This window comes from Cellulomonas iranensis NBRC 101100 = JCM 18110 (assembly GCF_001552375.1).
Classification (GTDB): Bacteria; Actinomycetota; Actinomycetes; order Actinomycetales; family Cellulomonadaceae; genus Cellulomonas; species Cellulomonas iranensis.
The window spans coordinates 1-15,357 of record NZ_BCRB01000018.1 but is presented as its reverse complement, the minus strand read 5'-3'; the positions used below and the strand labels follow the sequence as shown (position 1 = coordinate 15,357).

The following is a 15,357-nucleotide window of genomic DNA, read 5'->3' as shown; positions in this document are numbered from 1 at the left end:
CCTCAGGGCGTCGTGTCGGCCGCGGCCGGGGCGGTGTCCCGGCGCGGCGGCAGCGCGTCGGGTGCGACGTCGGCCGCGCGGGTCGACACGACGTGCAGCAGGCGCTCGAGCGGCCCGCGGCCCAGCGTCGCGTGCCACAGCCAGCACGCGCCGACGGTGACCAGCAGGAACGCGCACCACCCGGCCGTCGTGGGCTGCCACACCACGTCGTCGCCCAGCAGCGTGATCGCGACCAGCTGGCCGGTGTAGGCCGTGAGCGCGAGCGCCCCGGTCGCGCTCAGCGGCGCGAGCGCGCGCGGCCACCGCAGCCCGACCGCGAGGCACGCGGCGAGCACGAGCAGCCCGACGCCGGTGTTGCCCGCGACCTCGAAGAACGTCGACGCGTGCGGCTCCGCGGTCGTGAGCTCGGTGACGCGACCCAGCGCGAGGCGCGCCGCCCACGCACCGCCGTGCCCGACGACGACGAGGCCCGTACCCCACGCCGCGAGCCACGCGTGCGTGCGCGCCGACCGCAGGTCGCTGCGCCCCACGGCGAGCCCGACCAGCACGTACGCGACCCACACGACGGCGGGGTAGTAGTGGCCGAGCAGCACCGTCAGCAGGTCGAGCGGACGCTCGTCGACGATCGTGACGTGCCGGACGAGCAGCAGCCGCAGCACCGGCCCGACGACCGCGACGGCGACCGCGGCCGCGACGAGCGCCCACCGTGGCCAGCGCAGCACCACGGCCCCGGCCACGAACAGCGCGCCGTAGACGACGAGGATCACGACCACCGGCGTCTCCAGCAGCACGAGGACCGTGCCGAGCACCACGAGCAGCGCCGCGCGCACCAGGACCCGCAGCCGCGCCTGCACCAGGCGCGTGCCGTCCACGGGCCGGTCGCCGCCGGACAGCAGCGCGAGCCCGACGCCCGCGAGCAGCACGAACAGCGCCGACGGGCGCCCGTCGGCGAGCTGCGACCAGCCGCCCGGCGGCGTCGTGCGCCACGCGTCGTCGGGGCCCACGTGCGCCGTGACCATGCCCAGCACCGCGAGCCCCCTGGCGGTGTCCACCCCCACGATGCGTCGCACCCGCGCAGCCTATGCGGACGGTGCCGGGGCGTCCGCGAGCGGCGCCGTCGACGGCGCCCACGACCGGGTGAGGCGTTCTCAGCATGTGAGTCGATCGGTCCCGCGTTGTGGTTACCGCCCGGAAGGCGCGCCTACAGTGCCCTGGTGACCACCCGCACTCCCGACGTCTACACGCACGGCCACCACGAGAGCGTGCTGCGCTCCCACCGCTGGCGCACGGCCGAGAACTCGGCCGGCTACCTGCTGCCCGCGCTCGCCCCGGGCCAGCGCGTGCTCGACGTGGGCTGCGGCCCGGGCACCGTCACGGTGGACCTCGCGTCGCGCGTCGCGCCCGGCGAGGTGATCGGCGTCGACCGCTCGGCGAAGGTCCTCGAGGCGGCCGTCGAGCACGCGCAGGAGGCGGGCGCCGACAACGTCACGTTCCAGGTGGGCGACGCGTACGCGCTCGACTTCCCGGACGACTCCTTCGACGTCGTGCACGCGCACCAGGTGCTCCAGCACCTCACCGACCCCGTCGCCGCGCTGCGCGAGATGCGCCGCGTCACGCGCCCGGGCGGCGTGGTCGCCGTGCGCGACGCCGACTACGCGGCCATGACCTGGTACCCCGAGCACCACGGGCTCGACGAGTGGCAGGCCCTCTACCACGAGGTCACCGAGGCGAACGGCGCCGAGGCCGACGCGGGCCGCCGCCTGCTGTCGTGGGTGCGCGACGCGGGCTTCGACCCCGCCGGCATCGCGCCCGGCGCGGGCATCTGGTGCTACGCGACGCCCGAGGACCGTGCCTGGTGGGCCGGGCTGTGGGCCGACCGCTGCGTCGCGTCGAACTTCGCGGTGCAGGCCATGGCGCACAAGCTCGCCGACGAGGTCGGCCTCGAGCTGCTCGCCGACGCGTGGCGCGAGTGGGGCCAGTCCCTCGACGGCTGGTTCGCGGTGCCGCACGGCGAGGTGCTCGCGCGCGTCTGACCTAGGGTGGGCCCGTGCGCATCGCCAGGTTCACCACCGGTTCCGACCCCCGCTACGCGCTCGTCGAGGGCGAGCCCGGCCGTGAGGAGCTCGTCGTCATCACGGGCGACCCGATCTACACGCCCGTGCAGCCCACGGGCGAGCGGGTCCGCCTCGACGACGACGGCGTGCGGCTGCTCGCCCCCGTGATCCCGCGGTCCAAGATCGTCGGCGTCGGGCGCAACTACGCCGACCACGCGGCCGAGCACGGCAACGACGTGCCGACGCAGCCGCTGCTGTTCCTCAAGCCGAACACGTCGGTGATCGGCCCCGACGACCCGATCGTGCTGCCCGACTGGACCGAGCACGTCGAGCACGAGGCCGAGCTCGCGGTCGTCATCGGCAAGGTCACCAAGGACGTCCCGCCGGAGCGCGCGCTGCAGCACGTCTTCGGCTACACGGTCGCCAACGACGTCACGGCACGCGACGTGCAGCGCTCCGACGCGCAGTGGACGCGCGGCAAGGGCTTCGACTCGTCGTGCCCGCTCGGCCCGTGGGTCGTGCCGGGGCTCGAGGTCGACGACCTCGCGGTGACCGCGCGCGTCAACGGCGAGACGCGCCAGGACGGCCGCACGTCGCAGATGGTGTTCGACGTCGCGTACCTCGTGTCCTACGCGTCCGAGGTGTTCACGCTGCTGCCGGGCGACGTCATCCTCACCGGCACGCCCGCGGGCGTCGGCCGCATCGACCACCGCGACGTCGTCGAGGTCGAGGTCGAGGAGATCGGCGTGCTGCGCAACCCGGTGCTGCGCCGCACGCCCTGACGGCGGCGACCCGACGGCCCCGCCGGGGTCAGGCCGGACGCGTGTCGGTCCCCGGCGGGGTGCCCGTCGCGCCTTCCGCGCCCAGGTCCCGGACCTCGGCGCGCAGCCGCCCCATGCGCGCGTCGAGCTCGGCGCCCGTCACCGCGGCGTCGAGCAGCTCGGTGCGCAGGTCCTCGGGCAGCACGCCGTGGTACTTGTACGACAGCTTGTGCTCGACGCTCGCCCAGAAGTCCATCGCGATGGTGCGGATCTGCACCTCCACGGGCACGTGCTCGGTGCGGTCCGACAGGAACACCGGGATCCGCACGATGAGGTGCAGCGACCGGTAGCCGTTGGGCTTCGGCTCCGCGATGTAGTCCTTGCGCCGCACGACCTCGACGTCGGGCTGCGACGCGAGCATGTCCGCGACCCAGTACGCGTCGGACACGAAGCTGCACGTGATGCGGATGCCCGCGATGTCGAGGATGCGCTCGCGGATCGTCTCCGGGTCGGCCGCGCAGCCGTAGCGCGTCGTCTTCTCCAGGATCGAGTCGATCGACTTCAGGCGTGACGTCACGTGCTCGATCGGGTTGTGGTCGTGCGTCTGGCGGAACTCCGAGCGCAGGATCCGGATCTTGGTGAGCATCTCCTCGATGCCGAACTCGTAGCCCATGCGGAACCGGGCGAGCTCGCGCTGCGCGTCACGCACGGTCGTGATGACGCCGGTGCCGAGGCCCGGCTCGAGGTGGGTCACCACCTGGTCCCGCACGGTGCGGGCGAGACCTCCCGGCGTCGCGTCGGTCTGCTGCGTGGAGGTCGTACCCGGTGCCATGCCCAGCCCAACGTCCGTGCACGTCGTCGCGTTCCGCGATCGGTAGGCTGACGTCGATCCCACCGCCGCCAGACCCGAGGTGTCCCGTGCCCGCCAGCACCCCCGTGCGCGTCCGTTTCTGCCCGTCCCCGACCGGCACGCCCCACGTCGGCCTCATCCGGACGGCGCTGTTCAACTGGGCGTACGCCCGCCACGTGGGCGGCACGTTCGTGTTCCGCATCGAGGACACCGACCCGGCGCGCGACTCGCAGGAGTCGTACGAGCAGCTGCTCGACGCGCTGCGCTGGCTCGGCATGGACTGGGACGAGGGAGTCGAGGTCGGCGGCCCGCACGAGCCGTACCGGCAGTCGCAGCGGTACGACCTGTACCGCGACGTCGTGCGCCGCCTGCTCGAGGGCGGGTACGCGTACGAGTCGTTCTCGACCCCCGAGGAGGTCGAGGCCCGGCACCGCGCCGCGGGCCGGGACCCCAAGCTCGGGTACGACGGCTTCGACCGCGACCTCACCGACGAGCAGAAGGCCGCGTACCGCGCCGAGGGCCGCGAGGCCGTGATCCGGATGCGCATGCCTGACGAGGACGTGACGTTCACCGACCTCGTGCGCGGCGACGTGACGTTCAAGGCCGGCTCGGTGCCGGACTACGTGATCGTGCGCGGCAACGGGCACCCGCTGTACACGCTGGTCAACCCGGTCGACGACGCGCTCATGGGCATCACGCACGTGCTGCGCGGCGAGGACCTGCTGTCGTCGACCCCGCGCCAGGTCGTGCTGTACCGCGCGCTGCTCGAGCTGGGCGTCGCGAGCGTGCTGCCGCAGTTCGGCCACCTGCCGTACGTCATGGGCGAGGGCAACAAGAAGCTCTCGAAGCGGGACCCCGAGTCGAACCTGTTCCTGCACCGCGAGCGCGGCTTCACGCCCGAGGGCCTGCTCAACTACCTCGCGCTGCTCGGCTGGTCCATCGCGCCCGACCGCGACATCTTCTCCGTCGCCGAGATGGTCGAGAAGTTCGACGTCGCCGACGTCAACCCGAACCCGGCGCGGTTCGACCTCAAGAAGGCCGAGGCGATCAACGCCGCGCACGTGCGCCTGCTCGCGCCCGAGGACTTCCGCGACCGGCTCGTGCCCTACCTGCACGCCGCCGGCCTGGTCCCCGCGGACTCGTACACGGACCTCGCACCCGAGCACCGCGCGCTGCTCGACGCGGGCGCGCCGCTCGTGCAGGAGCGCATGACGCTGCTGGGCGAGGCCGTCGGCATGCTCGGCTTCCTGTTCGTCGCGGACGACGCGGTCGAGGTCGTCGAGGACGCGCGCGCCGCGCTGCGCCCCGAGGCCGCCGACGTGCTCGACGCCGCCGCGCGCGTGCTGGGCGACCTGCCCGCCGACGGGTTCACCACCGAGGCCACGCAGACCGCGCTGGCCGCCGCGCTCGTGGCCCCGGCCGAGGAGGGCGGGCTCGGCATCAAGGCGCGGTTCGCCTACACGCCGCTGCGCGTCGCCCTCACCGGACGTCGCGTGTCGCCGCCGCTGTTCGAGTCGATGGAGATCCTCGGCAAGGACGCGACGCTCGCGCGGCTCGCGCGCCTGCGCGCGGGCCTGTGACGCGGGAGGCGGCGGGGGCGTCGGGGATCGACGGGGTCCTGCTCGACGTCGACGACACGCTCGTCGCGACGCGGGACGCGTTCCGCGGCGCGCTCGCGGCCGTGCTCGACCGGTACGCGCCGGGGGCCGACCTCGACGCCGCTCTCGCGCTGTGGCGCGCCGACCCGGGCGGTCACTACCGCGCGTACACGCGCGGCGAGCAGACGTTCCGGCAGCAGCGCATGACGCGCGCCAACGAGCTGCACGCGGCCGTGGGCGGCCCGGTGCTCGACGACGCGGCCTACGACGCGTGGGACGCGGTGTTCGACGCCGCGTTCGCCGACGGCTGGGCCGCGCACGACGACGCCGTCCCCGCGCTCGACGTGCTGCTGGCCGCCGGTGTGCGCGTGGGCGCGCTGACCAACGCGCGCGTCGGCTACCAGACCGACAAGCTCACGCGCGCCGGGCTGGCGGACCGCATCGAGGTGCTCGTGGGCGTCGACACGCTCGGCGTCGGCAAGCCCGACCCGCGCGTCTTCCTCGAGGGCTGCGCGCGGCTGGGCACCGACCCGGCCCGCACGGCGTACGTGGGCGACGAGCTCGACGTCGACGCCACCGCCGCGCGCGCCGCGGGGCTCGTCGGTGTGTGGCTCGACCGGCCCGGACCGCGCCGCGTGCCGGTCACCGAGGCCGACGTCGCCGCCGCGGGCGTCCACGTGATCCACGACCTCGCCGAGCTGCCGGCCGTCCTCGGGCTGACGTCGCACCGCTGACGTCGGCGCGACGGCCACTGCCTGCCCGCCGACCAGTGGTCACCTCGTCGCGCCCGGGAGCGACCACTGGTCGGTTCGTCGGCACGTCCGACGACCACTGGTCACTTCGGAGTGCCTGTTCGGGTGGTCGTGCGTCCGAGGTGACCAGTGGTCGGTCGGATGGTTCGTGGGGTGACCACTGGTCACTTCGGAGTGCCTGTTCGGGTGGTCGTGCGTCCGAGGTGACCAGTGGTCGGTCGGGTGGCTCGTGGGGTGAGCACTGGTCGTCGCCGTGTTCGGGTTCAGGGCGGGGCGCCGGGCGCGGGACGTCGTCGTCGTTCGCGTGTGCGCTCGCCTCGCGTCGAGATCAGCGGCGGCGGGCCGTGTAGACGCGGGTCACGTAGGGGACCGGGACGCGGGGGCGGCCGGCCAGGTCGGGGTGCGTCGTCACGAGCGTGCGCACGCGGTCGAGCAGGGCCGCGCGCTCGTCGGGCGGCAGCACGATCGCGTACGAGCGCGTGCCGGCGAGGCGCACGAGCTCGTCGGGCGTCAGCACGTGGTCCCAGCGCACGTCGGTGCGCAGGACGTCCGTGAACGCGTCGCCGGGCTCGGGGTGCGTGTCGCGCGCGAGCTGCGGGCCCGCGGCCTCGTGCAGCAGCGCACCGTACGCGCCGACCCACGGCACGTCCTCGTCGCGGTCGTTCCACACGATCCCGAGGGTCCCGCCCGGGCGCAGCACGCGCGCGACCTCGGCGGCCGCGGCGGGCTCGTCGAACCAGTGCCACGCCTGCGCGACGGTCACGACGTCGACCGACGCGTCCGGCAGCGGGATCGCCTCGGCGCTGCCGTCGTGCAGCTCGACGCCGGGCAGCGCGGCCGCGAGCTGCTCGCGCATGCCCGCCGCGGGCTCGACCGCGACCACCCGCAGCCCCCGCTCCACGAGCGCCGCCGTGAGCTTGCCGGTGCCCGCGGCGAGGTCCAGCACGTCCCGGGCCCCGGCGGGAACCAGCAGGTCGACGGCCGCGGGCGGGTAGCCCGGGCGGACCGCCGCGTACTCGTCGGCGTGGTGCGTGAACGACGCCGCGTGCGCGGCGTGGCGGTCGTCCCTGCTGCCGGTCACGGCGCCTCCTCGCGGGTCGACGGTGTCGGGGTCTCCTCGGATCGGGTCCGACGGGATCAGGGCGTGAGCGCCGCCAGCGCGTCGTCGTGCAGCAGCCCGTTGGTCACCAGCGCGTCGCCGCCGTGCGGGCCGTCGACGCCGCGCAGCGACGTGAACCGCCCGCCCGCCTCGGTGACGACCGGCACGAGCGCGGCCATGTCGTACAGCTCGAGCTCGGGCTCCGCGGCGACGTCGACCGCGCCCTCGGCGACCAGCACGTACGACCAGAAGTCGCCGTACGCGCGCGTGCGCCACACGCGCCGCTGCAGGTCCATGAACTGCGGGAGGCGGCCGTGCTCCTCCCAGCCGGTGAGGCTCGAGTACGAGAACGACGCGTCCTCGAGCGACGCGACCTTCGACACGTGCAGGCGCGTGGCCGCCGCGAGCGACCGCCCCGTCCAGGCGCCCGTGCCCTGCGCGGCCCACCAGCGCCGTCCCAGCGCCGGGGCGGACACCACGCCGACGACGACCTCGTCGCCGTCCATGAGGGCCAGCAGCGTCGCCCACACCGGCACGCCGCGCACGAAGTTCTTGGTCCCGTCGATCGGGTCGACCACCCACCGGCGCGGGCCGTGGCCCGTGTCGTGCCGTTCCTCGCCGTGCACCGCGTCGCGCGGACGCGCGCGGGACAGCTGCGCGCGGATGAGGTCCTCGGCGGCGCGGTCGGCGTCGGAGACCGGGGTGAGGTCCGGCTTCGTCTCGACCTGCAGGTCCATGGCCTTGAACCGCGACATCGTCAGCGCGTCGACCTGGTCGGCGATCACGTGCGCGAGCCGCAGGTCGTCGTCGTACGCCATCGTCGCTCCCTCGTCGGTCCCCGGGCCGGTCACGGCGCGGCCGGTCCGCGCGTCAACCTACCCAAGCGCGCCGTCCGCGTGGGGGAGGGTCCGCCCGCGCGGGCGCGTGCCGCCGTCAGGGACGCGTGTCGTCGGCGTCCGCGGTGCCCAGGCGGCTCACCAGCAGGCGACGGAAGGAGTCCAGCCGTGCGGCCCGCGCCGCACGCGTCGCGTCGTCGGCGGCGTCGGCCACCCACTCGTCGAGCGCGCAGTCCGGCGCGTCGCCCAGGTGCGTGCAGCCGCGCGGGCACTCCCGCGCCACCTCGTCGAGGTCCGCGAACGCGTGCAGCAGGTGCGCGGGGTCCACGTGCGCGAGCCCGAACGACCGCACGCCCGGGGTGTCGATCACCCAGGTCGGCGCGCCCGCGTCCGGGACCTCGAGCGCGACCGCCGACGTCGAGGTGTGGCGCCCGCGCCCGGTGACGTCGTTGACGACGCCCGTCGCGCGCCGGGCGTCGGGGACGAGCGCGTTCACGAGCGTCGACTTGCCGACGCCCGAGTGCCCCACCAGCACGGAGATCTCGCCCCGCAGCGCGTCGCGCAACGCGTCCAGGCCCTCGATCGTCGTCGTGCCCGTGACGGGGTCGGTCACGCGCCGCGTCGCGACCACCTCGACGCCGATCGGCGCGTACAGCGCCGTGAGCTCGGCGGGGTCCGCGAGGTCGGCCTTGGTGAGCGCGAGCAGCACCTCCATGCCGGCGTCGTCCGCGGCGGCGACGCAGCGGTCGATCATGCGCGTGCGCGGCTCCGGGTCGGCCAGCGCGGTGACGACGACGAGCCGGTCGGCGTTGGCGACGATCACGCGCTCGACCGGGTCGGTGTCGTCGGCCGTGCGCCGCAGCACCGTGCGCCGCTCGCCGATCCGCACGATGCGCGCGAGCGTGCCGTCCTCGCCGGTCGTGTCGCCGACGACGTCGACGCGGTCGCCCGGGACCACGCGCTCGCGGCCCAGCTCGCGTGCCTTCATCGCCAGCACGCGCGTCTCGTCCGGGCCGCCGGGGTCGACGAGCACGGTGTAGCGCCCGCGGTCGACCGCGACGACCATCGCGGACAACGCGTCGGCGTGCTCGGGGCGCTGCTTGGTGCGGGGGCGCGAGCCGCGGCCGGGACGGATCCGCACGTCCCGCTCGTCGTAGCGCCGCTGCGCCATCAGGCCGTCGGCCCCGTCGCGCCAGCCGGCGTCGTGCCCGCGAGCATGCCCGCCCACAGGTCGACGAACCCGGGCAGCGTCTTGGCGGTCGTGGCGACGTCCTCGACCGCGACGCCCGGCACGCGCAGGCCCACGAGCGCACCCGCGGTCGCCATGCGGTGGTCGGCGTACGTGCGCCACGTGCCGCCGTGCAGCGGCCGCGGCGTGATCACCAGGCCGTCGGACGTCTGCTCGGCCTGCCCGCCCAGCCGCGTGATCTCGGCCGCGAGGGCCGCGAGCCGGTCGGTCTCGTGACCCCGCAGGTGCGCGATGCCGCGCAGGCGCGTGGGGGAGTCCGCGAGGGCCGCGAGCGCCGCGATCGTGGGTGCGAGCTCGCCGGCCGCGCGCAGGTCGAGGTCGACGCCGCGCACCTCGCCCGTGCCGGTGACGGTCAGCACGTCGCCGTCGAGCGTCGCGGACGCGCCCATGCGCGTGAGGATCCCGGGCAGCAGGCCGCCGGGCTGCGTCGTGCGCGCGGGCCACCCCGGCACGCGCACCGAGCCCCCCGCGACCATCGCGGCGCACAGGAACGGCGCGGCGTTCGACAGGTCGGGCTCGACCTGCACGTCGCGCCCCGCGACCGTGCCGGGCTCGACGTGCCAGATCTCCGGGCGCGAGTCGTCGACGACGACGCCCGCGGCGCGCATCACGTCGACCGTCATCTCGATGTGCGGCAGGCTCGGCAGCGTCGGCCCGGTGTGGCGCAGCGTCAGGCCCTGGTCGAACCGTGCCGCGGCGAGCAGCAGACCCGAGACGAACTGGCTCGAGCCCGACGCGTCGACGTCGACGCTGCCGCCACGGACCGTGCCGCGGCCGTGCACCGTGAACGGCAGGTGGCCGGGCTCGCCCTCGTCGTCGACGCGCACGTCGAGCGCGCGCAGGGCCCGCAGCAGCGGACCCATGGGGCGGACGAGCGCCTCGGCGTCGCCCGTGAACCGGACCGGGCCGTCGGCGAGCGCCGCGACGGGCGGCAGGAAGCGCATGACGGTGCCCGCGAGGCCGCAGTCGACGGTGACGGCCCCGCGCAGCTCCCCGGGCGTCACGTGCACGGCGTCGTCACCGAGCTCGACGCCGACCCCGAGCGCACGCAGCGCGTCCGCCATGAGACGCGTGTCCCGCGACACGAGCAGCGAGCGCAGCGTGCTCGGGCCGTCGGCGAGCGCCGCGAGCACGAGGTAGCGGTTGCTCAGCGACTTCGAGCCCGGCACCGCGACGGTCGCGTCGATCGGCCCGTCGGCGACGGGGGCGGACCACGGGTCGGCGTGCAGGCTCGTCATGCCGTTCAGGCTAGCGGCGACCGGTGTCGCGGCCCTGCGGCGTCCACCCTCAGTCGGTCGTGTGCCGGGCGGCCTCGGCCGCGCGCGCCGCCTTCAGCGCCGCGCGGTCGGTGCGCGCGTGCTGCACGCGCCACGCGACGCCCGGGCGCCCCTCGAGGTCGATGCCCGCGAGCACCGCACCCCCGGTGAACGACAGCGCGCGCACGAACCGCTCGGAGCGCTCGCGGCGCTCGTCCTTCGTCAGCGTGCCGGAGCGGCCCACCGGCAGGTTGACCGCGACGACCGGCAGCGTCAGTCCGGCGAGCGCCAGCGCGGCGGCGCGCGGTGCGCGCCCGACCGCGAGCATCGCACCCGCGACGACCATCGCGGCGCCGTGCGCCTGCGCGAGCGTCGCGAGCTCCTTGTCGGAGATCTCGCCCGCCAGCGCGCGGCCGAGGGGGCCGGGGGCGCGTCGCCGCGCGGACGCGGGCACGCGTCCGCGCAGGCCGTCGACGCCGTCGCGCACGACCTGCGCGTGCGCCGCGGGGTGCCGCAGCGCGTCCACCCCCTGGCTGACGAACCACGAGGCGAACAGGGGTCGGGCGATGCGGCGCAGCAGCACGGGCTCCTCCTCCGGGACTTCCACCGCGGACGCGCGGTGCCTCCCACGCTAGTGCCGGACCCGGGAGGCGGCGCGCCCACGCACGGTGCGCCGTGCGCACCGTGCGACGCCGCACGGGAATGCGCACGCCGCGCGTCGCTGTTGGGGGTGGCATGAGCTGTGCAGTCGCCACCCCCGAGGCCACCGCGGTCGCCGCCGTCCCGACGGGCGGGACCGTGCCGGTCGTCACACCGTGGGGTCTCACCGTCTCCTCAGGTGACGTCCAGGTCGGAGCACTAGGCTCGTGGGCGATGAGCGAGCACCCTGAGAGCCCTGCGGGCCTCGACGACGAGGGCACGACGCGTGCCCCGGTCGGCGAGGACGACGCCGCCCGCAGCGACCGGTTCGAGGCGGAGGCGCTGGTCCACCTGGACCAGCTCTACGGCGCGGCGCTGCGCATGACGCGCAACCCCGCGGACGCCGAGGACCTGGTCCAGGAGACCTTCACCAAGGCGTTCGCCGCGTTCCACCAGTACCGCCCGGGCACGAACCTCAAGGCGTGGCTGTACCGCATCCTCACCAACACGTACATCAACTCCTACCGCAAGAAGCAGCGCGAGCCGCAGCAGTCGCGGTCGGAGGAGGTGGAGGACTGGCAGCTCGCGCGCGCCGAGTCGCACACGTCGCGCGGGCTGCGCTCGGCCGAGGCCGAGGCGCTCGACCACCTGCCCGACTCCGACGTCAAGGACGCGCTGCAGCAGATCCCCGAGGACTTCCGCATCGCGGTGTACCTCGCGGACGTGGAGGGCTTCGCGTACAAGGAGATCGCCGAGATCATGGGGACGCCGATCGGGACGGTGATGTCCCGGCTGCACCGTGGCCGCGCGCAGCTGCGCGACCTGCTGTCGGACTACGCACGCGGACGTGGGCTCACCGCGGGCGGTGCGCGATGAGCGCGGTCGGCGACGGCCCGGAGGACGGCGTCCGGCCGGGTGCGGACCTACGCCGCGCGGCGCCCGGCTCGCCGTGCGGGTGCGACGAGGCCGTGGACCGGCTGTGGGAGTACGTCGACTCCGAGCTCGGCGTGCTCGACCGCGACCGCGTCGAGGCGCACCTGCACGAGTGCTCCGACTGCTTCGAGGAGGAGCAGGTCGAGCTCGTCATGAAGCAGCTCGTGAGGCGCTGCTGCCAGGAGGAGGCGCCCGCGGAGCTGCGCGTGCGCATCCGCGAGCAGATCACGGTGCTGCGGCTGCGCGCCGCGACCGGTCAGGACTCCTGACCACCGACCCGTGACCGTGGCGGCCCGCGGCCGCCGGGCGGGACGCACGAGGGCCCCGGAGCCGATGCTCCGGGGCCCTCGTGACGTCACGGCGTCGAACGCTCAGGCGTTGGGACGCTTGCCGTGGTTGGCGGCGTTCCCCTTGCGGGAGCGACGCTTGCGGCCACGCTTGCTCATCGCTGCTTCTCCTCGGGTCGCGGCGCGCGCCTACGGGGGCACGCGCCGGGGATGTCGCACCATGGTCCCACACACCGCGCGCGCCGCGCGCCGCTCAAGTGCGGGAGCCGCGCTCCCGATATCCCCCGGGTGAGCCAGCAGCCCCAGTCCGTCGTCCCCTTCCTGCACGCCCTCGCCTCGACCGGGGGCTCCGACCTGCACTGCAAGGTCGGCTCGGCGCCGCGCGTGCGGGTGGACGGCCGGCTGCGCAAGCTGCAGGCCGCGGAGCTGCGCCCGGTCGACACCGAGCGCATGCTCGAGGAGGTGCTGCCGGACGACCTCGTGGAGGAGTTCCGGCGCACCAAGGAGGCGGATTTCGCGTACTCGCTGTCGGGCGTGGGGCGCTTCCGCGTCAACGCCTACCAGGCGCGCGGCACGTTCGGGCTGGTGTTCCGGCGGGTCGCGATCGGTGCGCAGGCGCTGGGCGAGCTGGGCCTGCCGGAGGTGGTCGGGGAGCTCGCGCTGGAGCCCCGGGGGCTGGTGCTCGTGACGGGGCCGACGGGTGCGGGCAAGACGACGACGCTCGCGGCGATGGTCGACCTCGTGAACTCGTACCGCGAGGTCAACATCGTCACGATCGAGGACCCGATCGAGGTGCTGCACTCCGACAAGAAGGCGATCGTGTCGCAGCGCGAGGTGCGGCAGGACACGGCCGACTTCACGGTCGCGCTGCGCGCCGCGATGCGGCAGGACCCGGACGTGATCCTCGTGGGGGAGATGCGCGACGTCGAGACCGTGCGCGCGGTGCTGTCCGCGGCCGAGACCGGGCACCTCGTGCTCTCGACGCTGCACACGATCGACGCGGCCGAGTCCGTGAACCGCATCGTCGACTTCTTCCCGCCGCACGAGCAGAAGCAGGTGCGGATCGCGCTCGCGCAGACGCTGCGCGGGATCGTGTCGCAGCGCCTCGTGCGGCGCGCCGACGGCGCGGGCCGCTGCGCGGTCATCGAGGTCATGGTGAACACGGGCCGCACGGCCGAGGCGATCGTCGAGCCGCAGGAGAACCCGCCGCTGACCGACCTCATCAAGGACGGCGACTTCTACAAGATGCAGACGTTCGACCAGCACCTGTTCGCGCTCGTGCGCGACGTGGTCGTGACGTACGAGGAGGCGCTGTCGGTGGCGTCGAACCCGCACGACCTGACGGTCGAGCTGCGCGCCGCCGGCGTCGTCGCCTGACGGGACGCGTGCCGCGGCAGGGGGTTGCCGGCACCCAGAACGCGATATAGCGTGTCGCTTGCACACGACATATCGCGTTGGAGGAACCATGTCGACGGAGTCCTGGGTCGTCGCCGGCCCGCAGGTGATCGAGGTCGAGGACCTGCGCGCGCTGCGCGTGGGGCTGGTCGGCGGGCGCGTCGACGTGGTCGCGCACGACGACCCCGACGCGCGCGGTGCGCGCCTCGAGGTGCACCGCGTGGACGGCCGGCCGCTCGAGGTCACGCTGTCCGACGGCGAGCTGCGCATCGGGTACAGCTTCACGCTCGGCGGCTGGGAGGGCTTCGTCGAGAAGTTCCGCAACTTCCAGGACAAGGACCGCGCGGACGTGCACGTCGCCGTGCCGCGCGACGTGCTCGCCAAGGTCGGCACCGTGAGCGCCGACGGGCTCGTCGCGGGGCTGCGGCAGGACGCCTCGGTGTCGACCGTCTCGGGCTCGATCGTCGTCGACGACCTGCACGGGCGGCTCTCGACCCACAGCGTCTCGGGTGAGGTCGTGGCGCGCGGCCTCGACGGCGACCTGCGCTTCAACACGGTCTCGGGCGAGCTGTCCGCGTCGGGTCAGCTCACGCTCGTGCAGGGCAACTCGGTCTCCGGCGCCGTCTCGCTCGACGTCGGCAGCGGCACGTCCTCGCTCACCGTCACGACCGTCTCGGGCGACCTCACGGTGCGCATCCCGGCCGGCGCCGGGCTGCGGGCGCGCGCGCAGTCGGTCTCGGGCCGGCTCGTCGTGGACGGGCAGGAGCACAAGGGGTCGTCGCCCGGCCAGCGCACGGTCGAGGTCGACGCGGGCGACGGCGGGACGTTCCTGTCGGCCACGACCGTCACCGGTCACGTCACGGTGCTGCGCGCCGGGCCGGTGCAGGACGCGCCGGTCCAGGACGCACCGGTCCAGGACGCGCCGGTGCAGGACGAGGCCGTCTGATGGTGAAGGTCTTCGCGCACGGCCAGCTCCGCCTGTACCTGCTCGCGCTGCTCGAGGACGGGCCGCGGCACGGCTACGAGCTCATCACGGCCCTCACGGACCGGTTCGGCGGCACGTACCGCCCGAGCGCCGGCACGGTCTACCCGCGGCTCGCGCGGCTCGAGGAGGAGGGGCTCGTCGAGCGGTCCGACGAGGGGCGCAAGGCGACGTACACGCTGACGGCCGCGGGTCGCGCGGAGCTCGACGAGCGGCGCGGCGAGCTCGCGCACCTCGAGGCGGAGATCGCCGAGACCGTGCGGGAGCACGCCACGCAGGTGCGCGACGACGTCCGTGCGGCCATGCGCGGGCTGCGCGCCGACCTCGCGTCGGCGGCCCAGCGCGCCCGGGACGCGGCGGTGCCGCAGCCCGGCGCGCCCGACCGTGAGCGCGCCGCGTCGCACGGACGGCGCGTCGAGGCGGAGGCGATGGTCCGCCGGTTCGGCGACGAGGTCCGTGCGGACCTGCGCCGCGCGGACGCCGCGGGCGGGGTGGACGCGCTCACCGTCGAGACGTTGCGCACCGTGCTCGACACGGCGCTGCGCACGATGCGCGCGACGCTGCGCTGAGGCCCGCCGGACCGCGCCGTCAGGGCGACGGCAGCGGCGGCACCGGCGGCGACGCGCGACGTCGCCGCCGGTGCGCTCGGCCGGCCCAGGCGCGGGC

17 protein-coding genes are annotated in these 15,357 nt (G+C 75.0%); 9 read left to right on the top strand and 8 right to left on the bottom strand.

Annotated elements, in window-relative coordinates; translation table 11 throughout:
• Positions 1 to 2: 2 nt before the first annotated feature.
• Entirely contained in the window at positions 3 to 1,070 is a 1,068-nt protein-coding gene (locus CS2_RS05655) for a heparan-alpha-glucosaminide N-acetyltransferase domain-containing protein (RefSeq protein WP_070319237.1), read from the bottom strand.
• Positions 1,071 to 1,214: 144 nt separating this feature from the next.
• Here CS2_RS05655 and CS2_RS05650 point away from each other — a divergent pair, with 144 nt between their 5' ends.
• Positions 1,215 to 2,033 (top strand): methyltransferase domain-containing protein, encoded by an 819-nt coding sequence (locus CS2_RS05650; RefSeq protein WP_046527902.1) that lies wholly within the window; start codon positions 1,215 to 1,217, stop codon positions 2,031 to 2,033.
• Between the two features lie 14 nt (positions 2,034 to 2,047).
• Positions 2,048 to 2,836, top strand: a complete 789-nt coding sequence (locus CS2_RS05645; RefSeq protein ID WP_046527903.1) for a fumarylacetoacetate hydrolase family protein — start codon at positions 2,048 to 2,050, stop codon at positions 2,834 to 2,836.
• A 28-nt stretch (positions 2,837 to 2,864) separates the two neighbouring features.
• On the opposite strand, the gene CS2_RS05640 is transcribed toward CS2_RS05645, so the two are convergent.
• Positions 2,865 to 3,647 carry a GTP pyrophosphokinase gene (locus tag CS2_RS05640; RefSeq protein WP_082739912.1) on the bottom strand — a complete coding sequence of 261 codons (783 nt, stop codon included), beginning with the start codon at positions 3,645 to 3,647 and terminating at the stop codon, positions 2,865 to 2,867.
• 86 nt (positions 3,648 to 3,733) lie between these two features.
• Here CS2_RS05640 and gltX point away from each other — a divergent pair, with 86 nt between their 5' ends.
• Both gltX and CS2_RS05630 read left to right on the top strand, forming a co-directional pair.
• Complete coding sequence (gene gltX / locus CS2_RS05635; protein WP_156442012.1) at positions 3,734 to 5,245, top strand: glutamate--tRNA ligase; 1,512 nt, start codon at positions 3,734 to 3,736, stop codon at positions 5,243 to 5,245.
• The gene (locus tag CS2_RS05630) at positions 5,242 to 5,997 is read left to right on the top strand and encodes an HAD family hydrolase (RefSeq protein WP_070319236.1); all 756 of its coding nucleotides are present in this window, start codon (positions 5,242 to 5,244) and stop codon (positions 5,995 to 5,997) included. The genes gltX and CS2_RS05630 overlap by 4 nt, the downstream gene beginning before the upstream one ends.
• A 346-nt stretch (positions 5,998 to 6,343) precedes the next feature.
• Here the strand turns inward: CS2_RS05630 and CS2_RS05625 are convergent, their stop codons facing one another.
• From CS2_RS05625 to CS2_RS05605, 5 genes are all read right to left on the bottom strand, one after another.
• On the bottom strand, positions 6,344 to 7,096 hold the full coding sequence (locus tag CS2_RS05625) for a class I SAM-dependent methyltransferase (protein WP_070319235.1): 753 nt from the start codon (positions 7,094 to 7,096) through the stop codon (positions 6,344 to 6,346).
• 56 nt (positions 7,097 to 7,152) lie between these two features.
• Positions 7,153 to 7,932 (bottom strand): histidinol-phosphatase, encoded by a 780-nt coding sequence (hisN, locus tag CS2_RS05620; RefSeq protein WP_070319271.1) that lies wholly within the window; start codon positions 7,930 to 7,932, stop codon positions 7,153 to 7,155.
• A 115-nt stretch (positions 7,933 to 8,047) separates the two neighbouring features.
• Positions 8,048 to 9,121 carry a ribosome small subunit-dependent GTPase A gene (gene rsgA / locus CS2_RS05615; RefSeq protein WP_070319270.1) on the bottom strand — a complete coding sequence of 358 codons (1,074 nt, stop codon included), beginning with the start codon at positions 9,119 to 9,121 and terminating at the stop codon, positions 8,048 to 8,050.
• Positions 9,121 to 10,437 carry a 3-phosphoshikimate 1-carboxyvinyltransferase gene (gene aroA / locus CS2_RS05610; RefSeq protein WP_070319234.1) on the bottom strand — a complete coding sequence of 439 codons (1,317 nt, stop codon included), beginning with the start codon at positions 10,435 to 10,437 and terminating at the stop codon, positions 9,121 to 9,123. The genes rsgA and aroA overlap by 1 nt, the downstream gene beginning before the upstream one ends.
• A 49-nt stretch (positions 10,438 to 10,486) precedes the next feature.
• Positions 10,487 to 11,038 carry a DoxX family membrane protein gene (locus CS2_RS05605; protein ID WP_070319233.1) on the bottom strand — a complete coding sequence of 184 codons (552 nt, stop codon included), beginning with the start codon at positions 11,036 to 11,038 and terminating at the stop codon, positions 10,487 to 10,489.
• 152 nt (positions 11,039 to 11,190) lie between these two features.
• Here CS2_RS05605 and CS2_RS05600 point away from each other — a divergent pair, with 152 nt between their 5' ends.
• Complete coding sequence (locus CS2_RS05600) at positions 11,191 to 11,970, top strand: sigma-70 family RNA polymerase sigma factor (RefSeq protein ID WP_070319232.1); 780 nt, start codon at positions 11,191 to 11,193, stop codon at positions 11,968 to 11,970.
• A complete protein-coding gene (rsrA, locus tag CS2_RS05595) occupies positions 11,967 to 12,296 on the top strand; it encodes a mycothiol system anti-sigma-R factor (protein ID WP_070319231.1) in 330 nt (109 codons plus the stop codon). The genes CS2_RS05600 and rsrA overlap by 4 nt, the downstream gene beginning before the upstream one ends.
• 102 nt (positions 12,297 to 12,398) lie before the next feature.
• Here the strand turns inward: rsrA and CS2_RS19740 are convergent, their stop codons facing one another.
• Positions 12,399 to 12,473, bottom strand: coding sequence for a 50S ribosomal protein bL37 (locus tag CS2_RS19740; protein WP_099052597.1), 75 nt, complete (start codon positions 12,471 to 12,473; stop codon positions 12,399 to 12,401).
• Between the two features lie 129 nt (positions 12,474 to 12,602).
• On the opposite strand from CS2_RS19740, the gene CS2_RS05590 reads away from it, so the two are divergent.
• The 3 genes from CS2_RS05590 to CS2_RS05580 all read left to right on the top strand — a co-directional run bounded on the left by CS2_RS05590 (position 12,603) and on the right by CS2_RS05580 (position 15,260).
• Complete coding sequence (locus CS2_RS05590; protein WP_070319230.1) at positions 12,603 to 13,691, top strand: type IV pilus twitching motility protein PilT; 1,089 nt, start codon at positions 12,603 to 12,605, stop codon at positions 13,689 to 13,691.
• An 88-nt stretch (positions 13,692 to 13,779) separates the two neighbouring features.
• A complete protein-coding gene (locus tag CS2_RS05585) occupies positions 13,780 to 14,655 on the top strand; it encodes a DUF4097 family beta strand repeat-containing protein (protein WP_070319229.1) in 876 nt (291 codons plus the stop codon).
• Positions 14,655 to 15,260 (top strand): PadR family transcriptional regulator, encoded by a 606-nt coding sequence (locus CS2_RS05580; protein ID WP_046527912.1) that lies wholly within the window; start codon positions 14,655 to 14,657, stop codon positions 15,258 to 15,260. Before CS2_RS05585 ends, CS2_RS05580 begins: the two co-directional genes overlap by 1 nt.
• Positions 15,261 to 15,357 lie beyond the last annotated feature (97 nt).

Coding starts and splice junctions, on each gene's coding strand:
- CS2_RS05640 (WP_082739912.1), bottom strand. CDS start 3,647: ATGGCACCGGGTACGACCTCCACGCAGCAGACCGACGCGACGCCGGGA.
- CS2_RS05580 (WP_046527912.1), top strand. CDS start 14,655: ATGGTGAAGGTCTTCGCGCACGGCCAGCTCCGCCTGTACCTGCTCGCG.
- rsrA (WP_070319231.1), top strand. CDS start 11,967: ATGAGCGCGGTCGGCGACGGCCCGGAGGACGGCGTCCGGCCGGGTGCG.
- CS2_RS05600 (WP_070319232.1), top strand. CDS start 11,191: ATGAGCTGTGCAGTCGCCACCCCCGAGGCCACCGCGGTCGCCGCCGTC.
- hisN (WP_070319271.1), bottom strand. CDS start 7,932: ATGGCGTACGACGACGACCTGCGGCTCGCGCACGTGATCGCCGACCAG.
- CS2_RS05585 (WP_070319229.1), top strand. CDS start 13,780: ATGTCGACGGAGTCCTGGGTCGTCGCCGGCCCGCAGGTGATCGAGGTC.
- rsgA (WP_070319270.1), bottom strand. CDS start 9,121: ATGGCGCAGCGGCGCTACGACGAGCGGGACGTGCGGATCCGTCCCGGC.
- aroA (WP_070319234.1), bottom strand. CDS start 10,437: ATGACGAGCCTGCACGCCGACCCGTGGTCCGCCCCCGTCGCCGACGGG.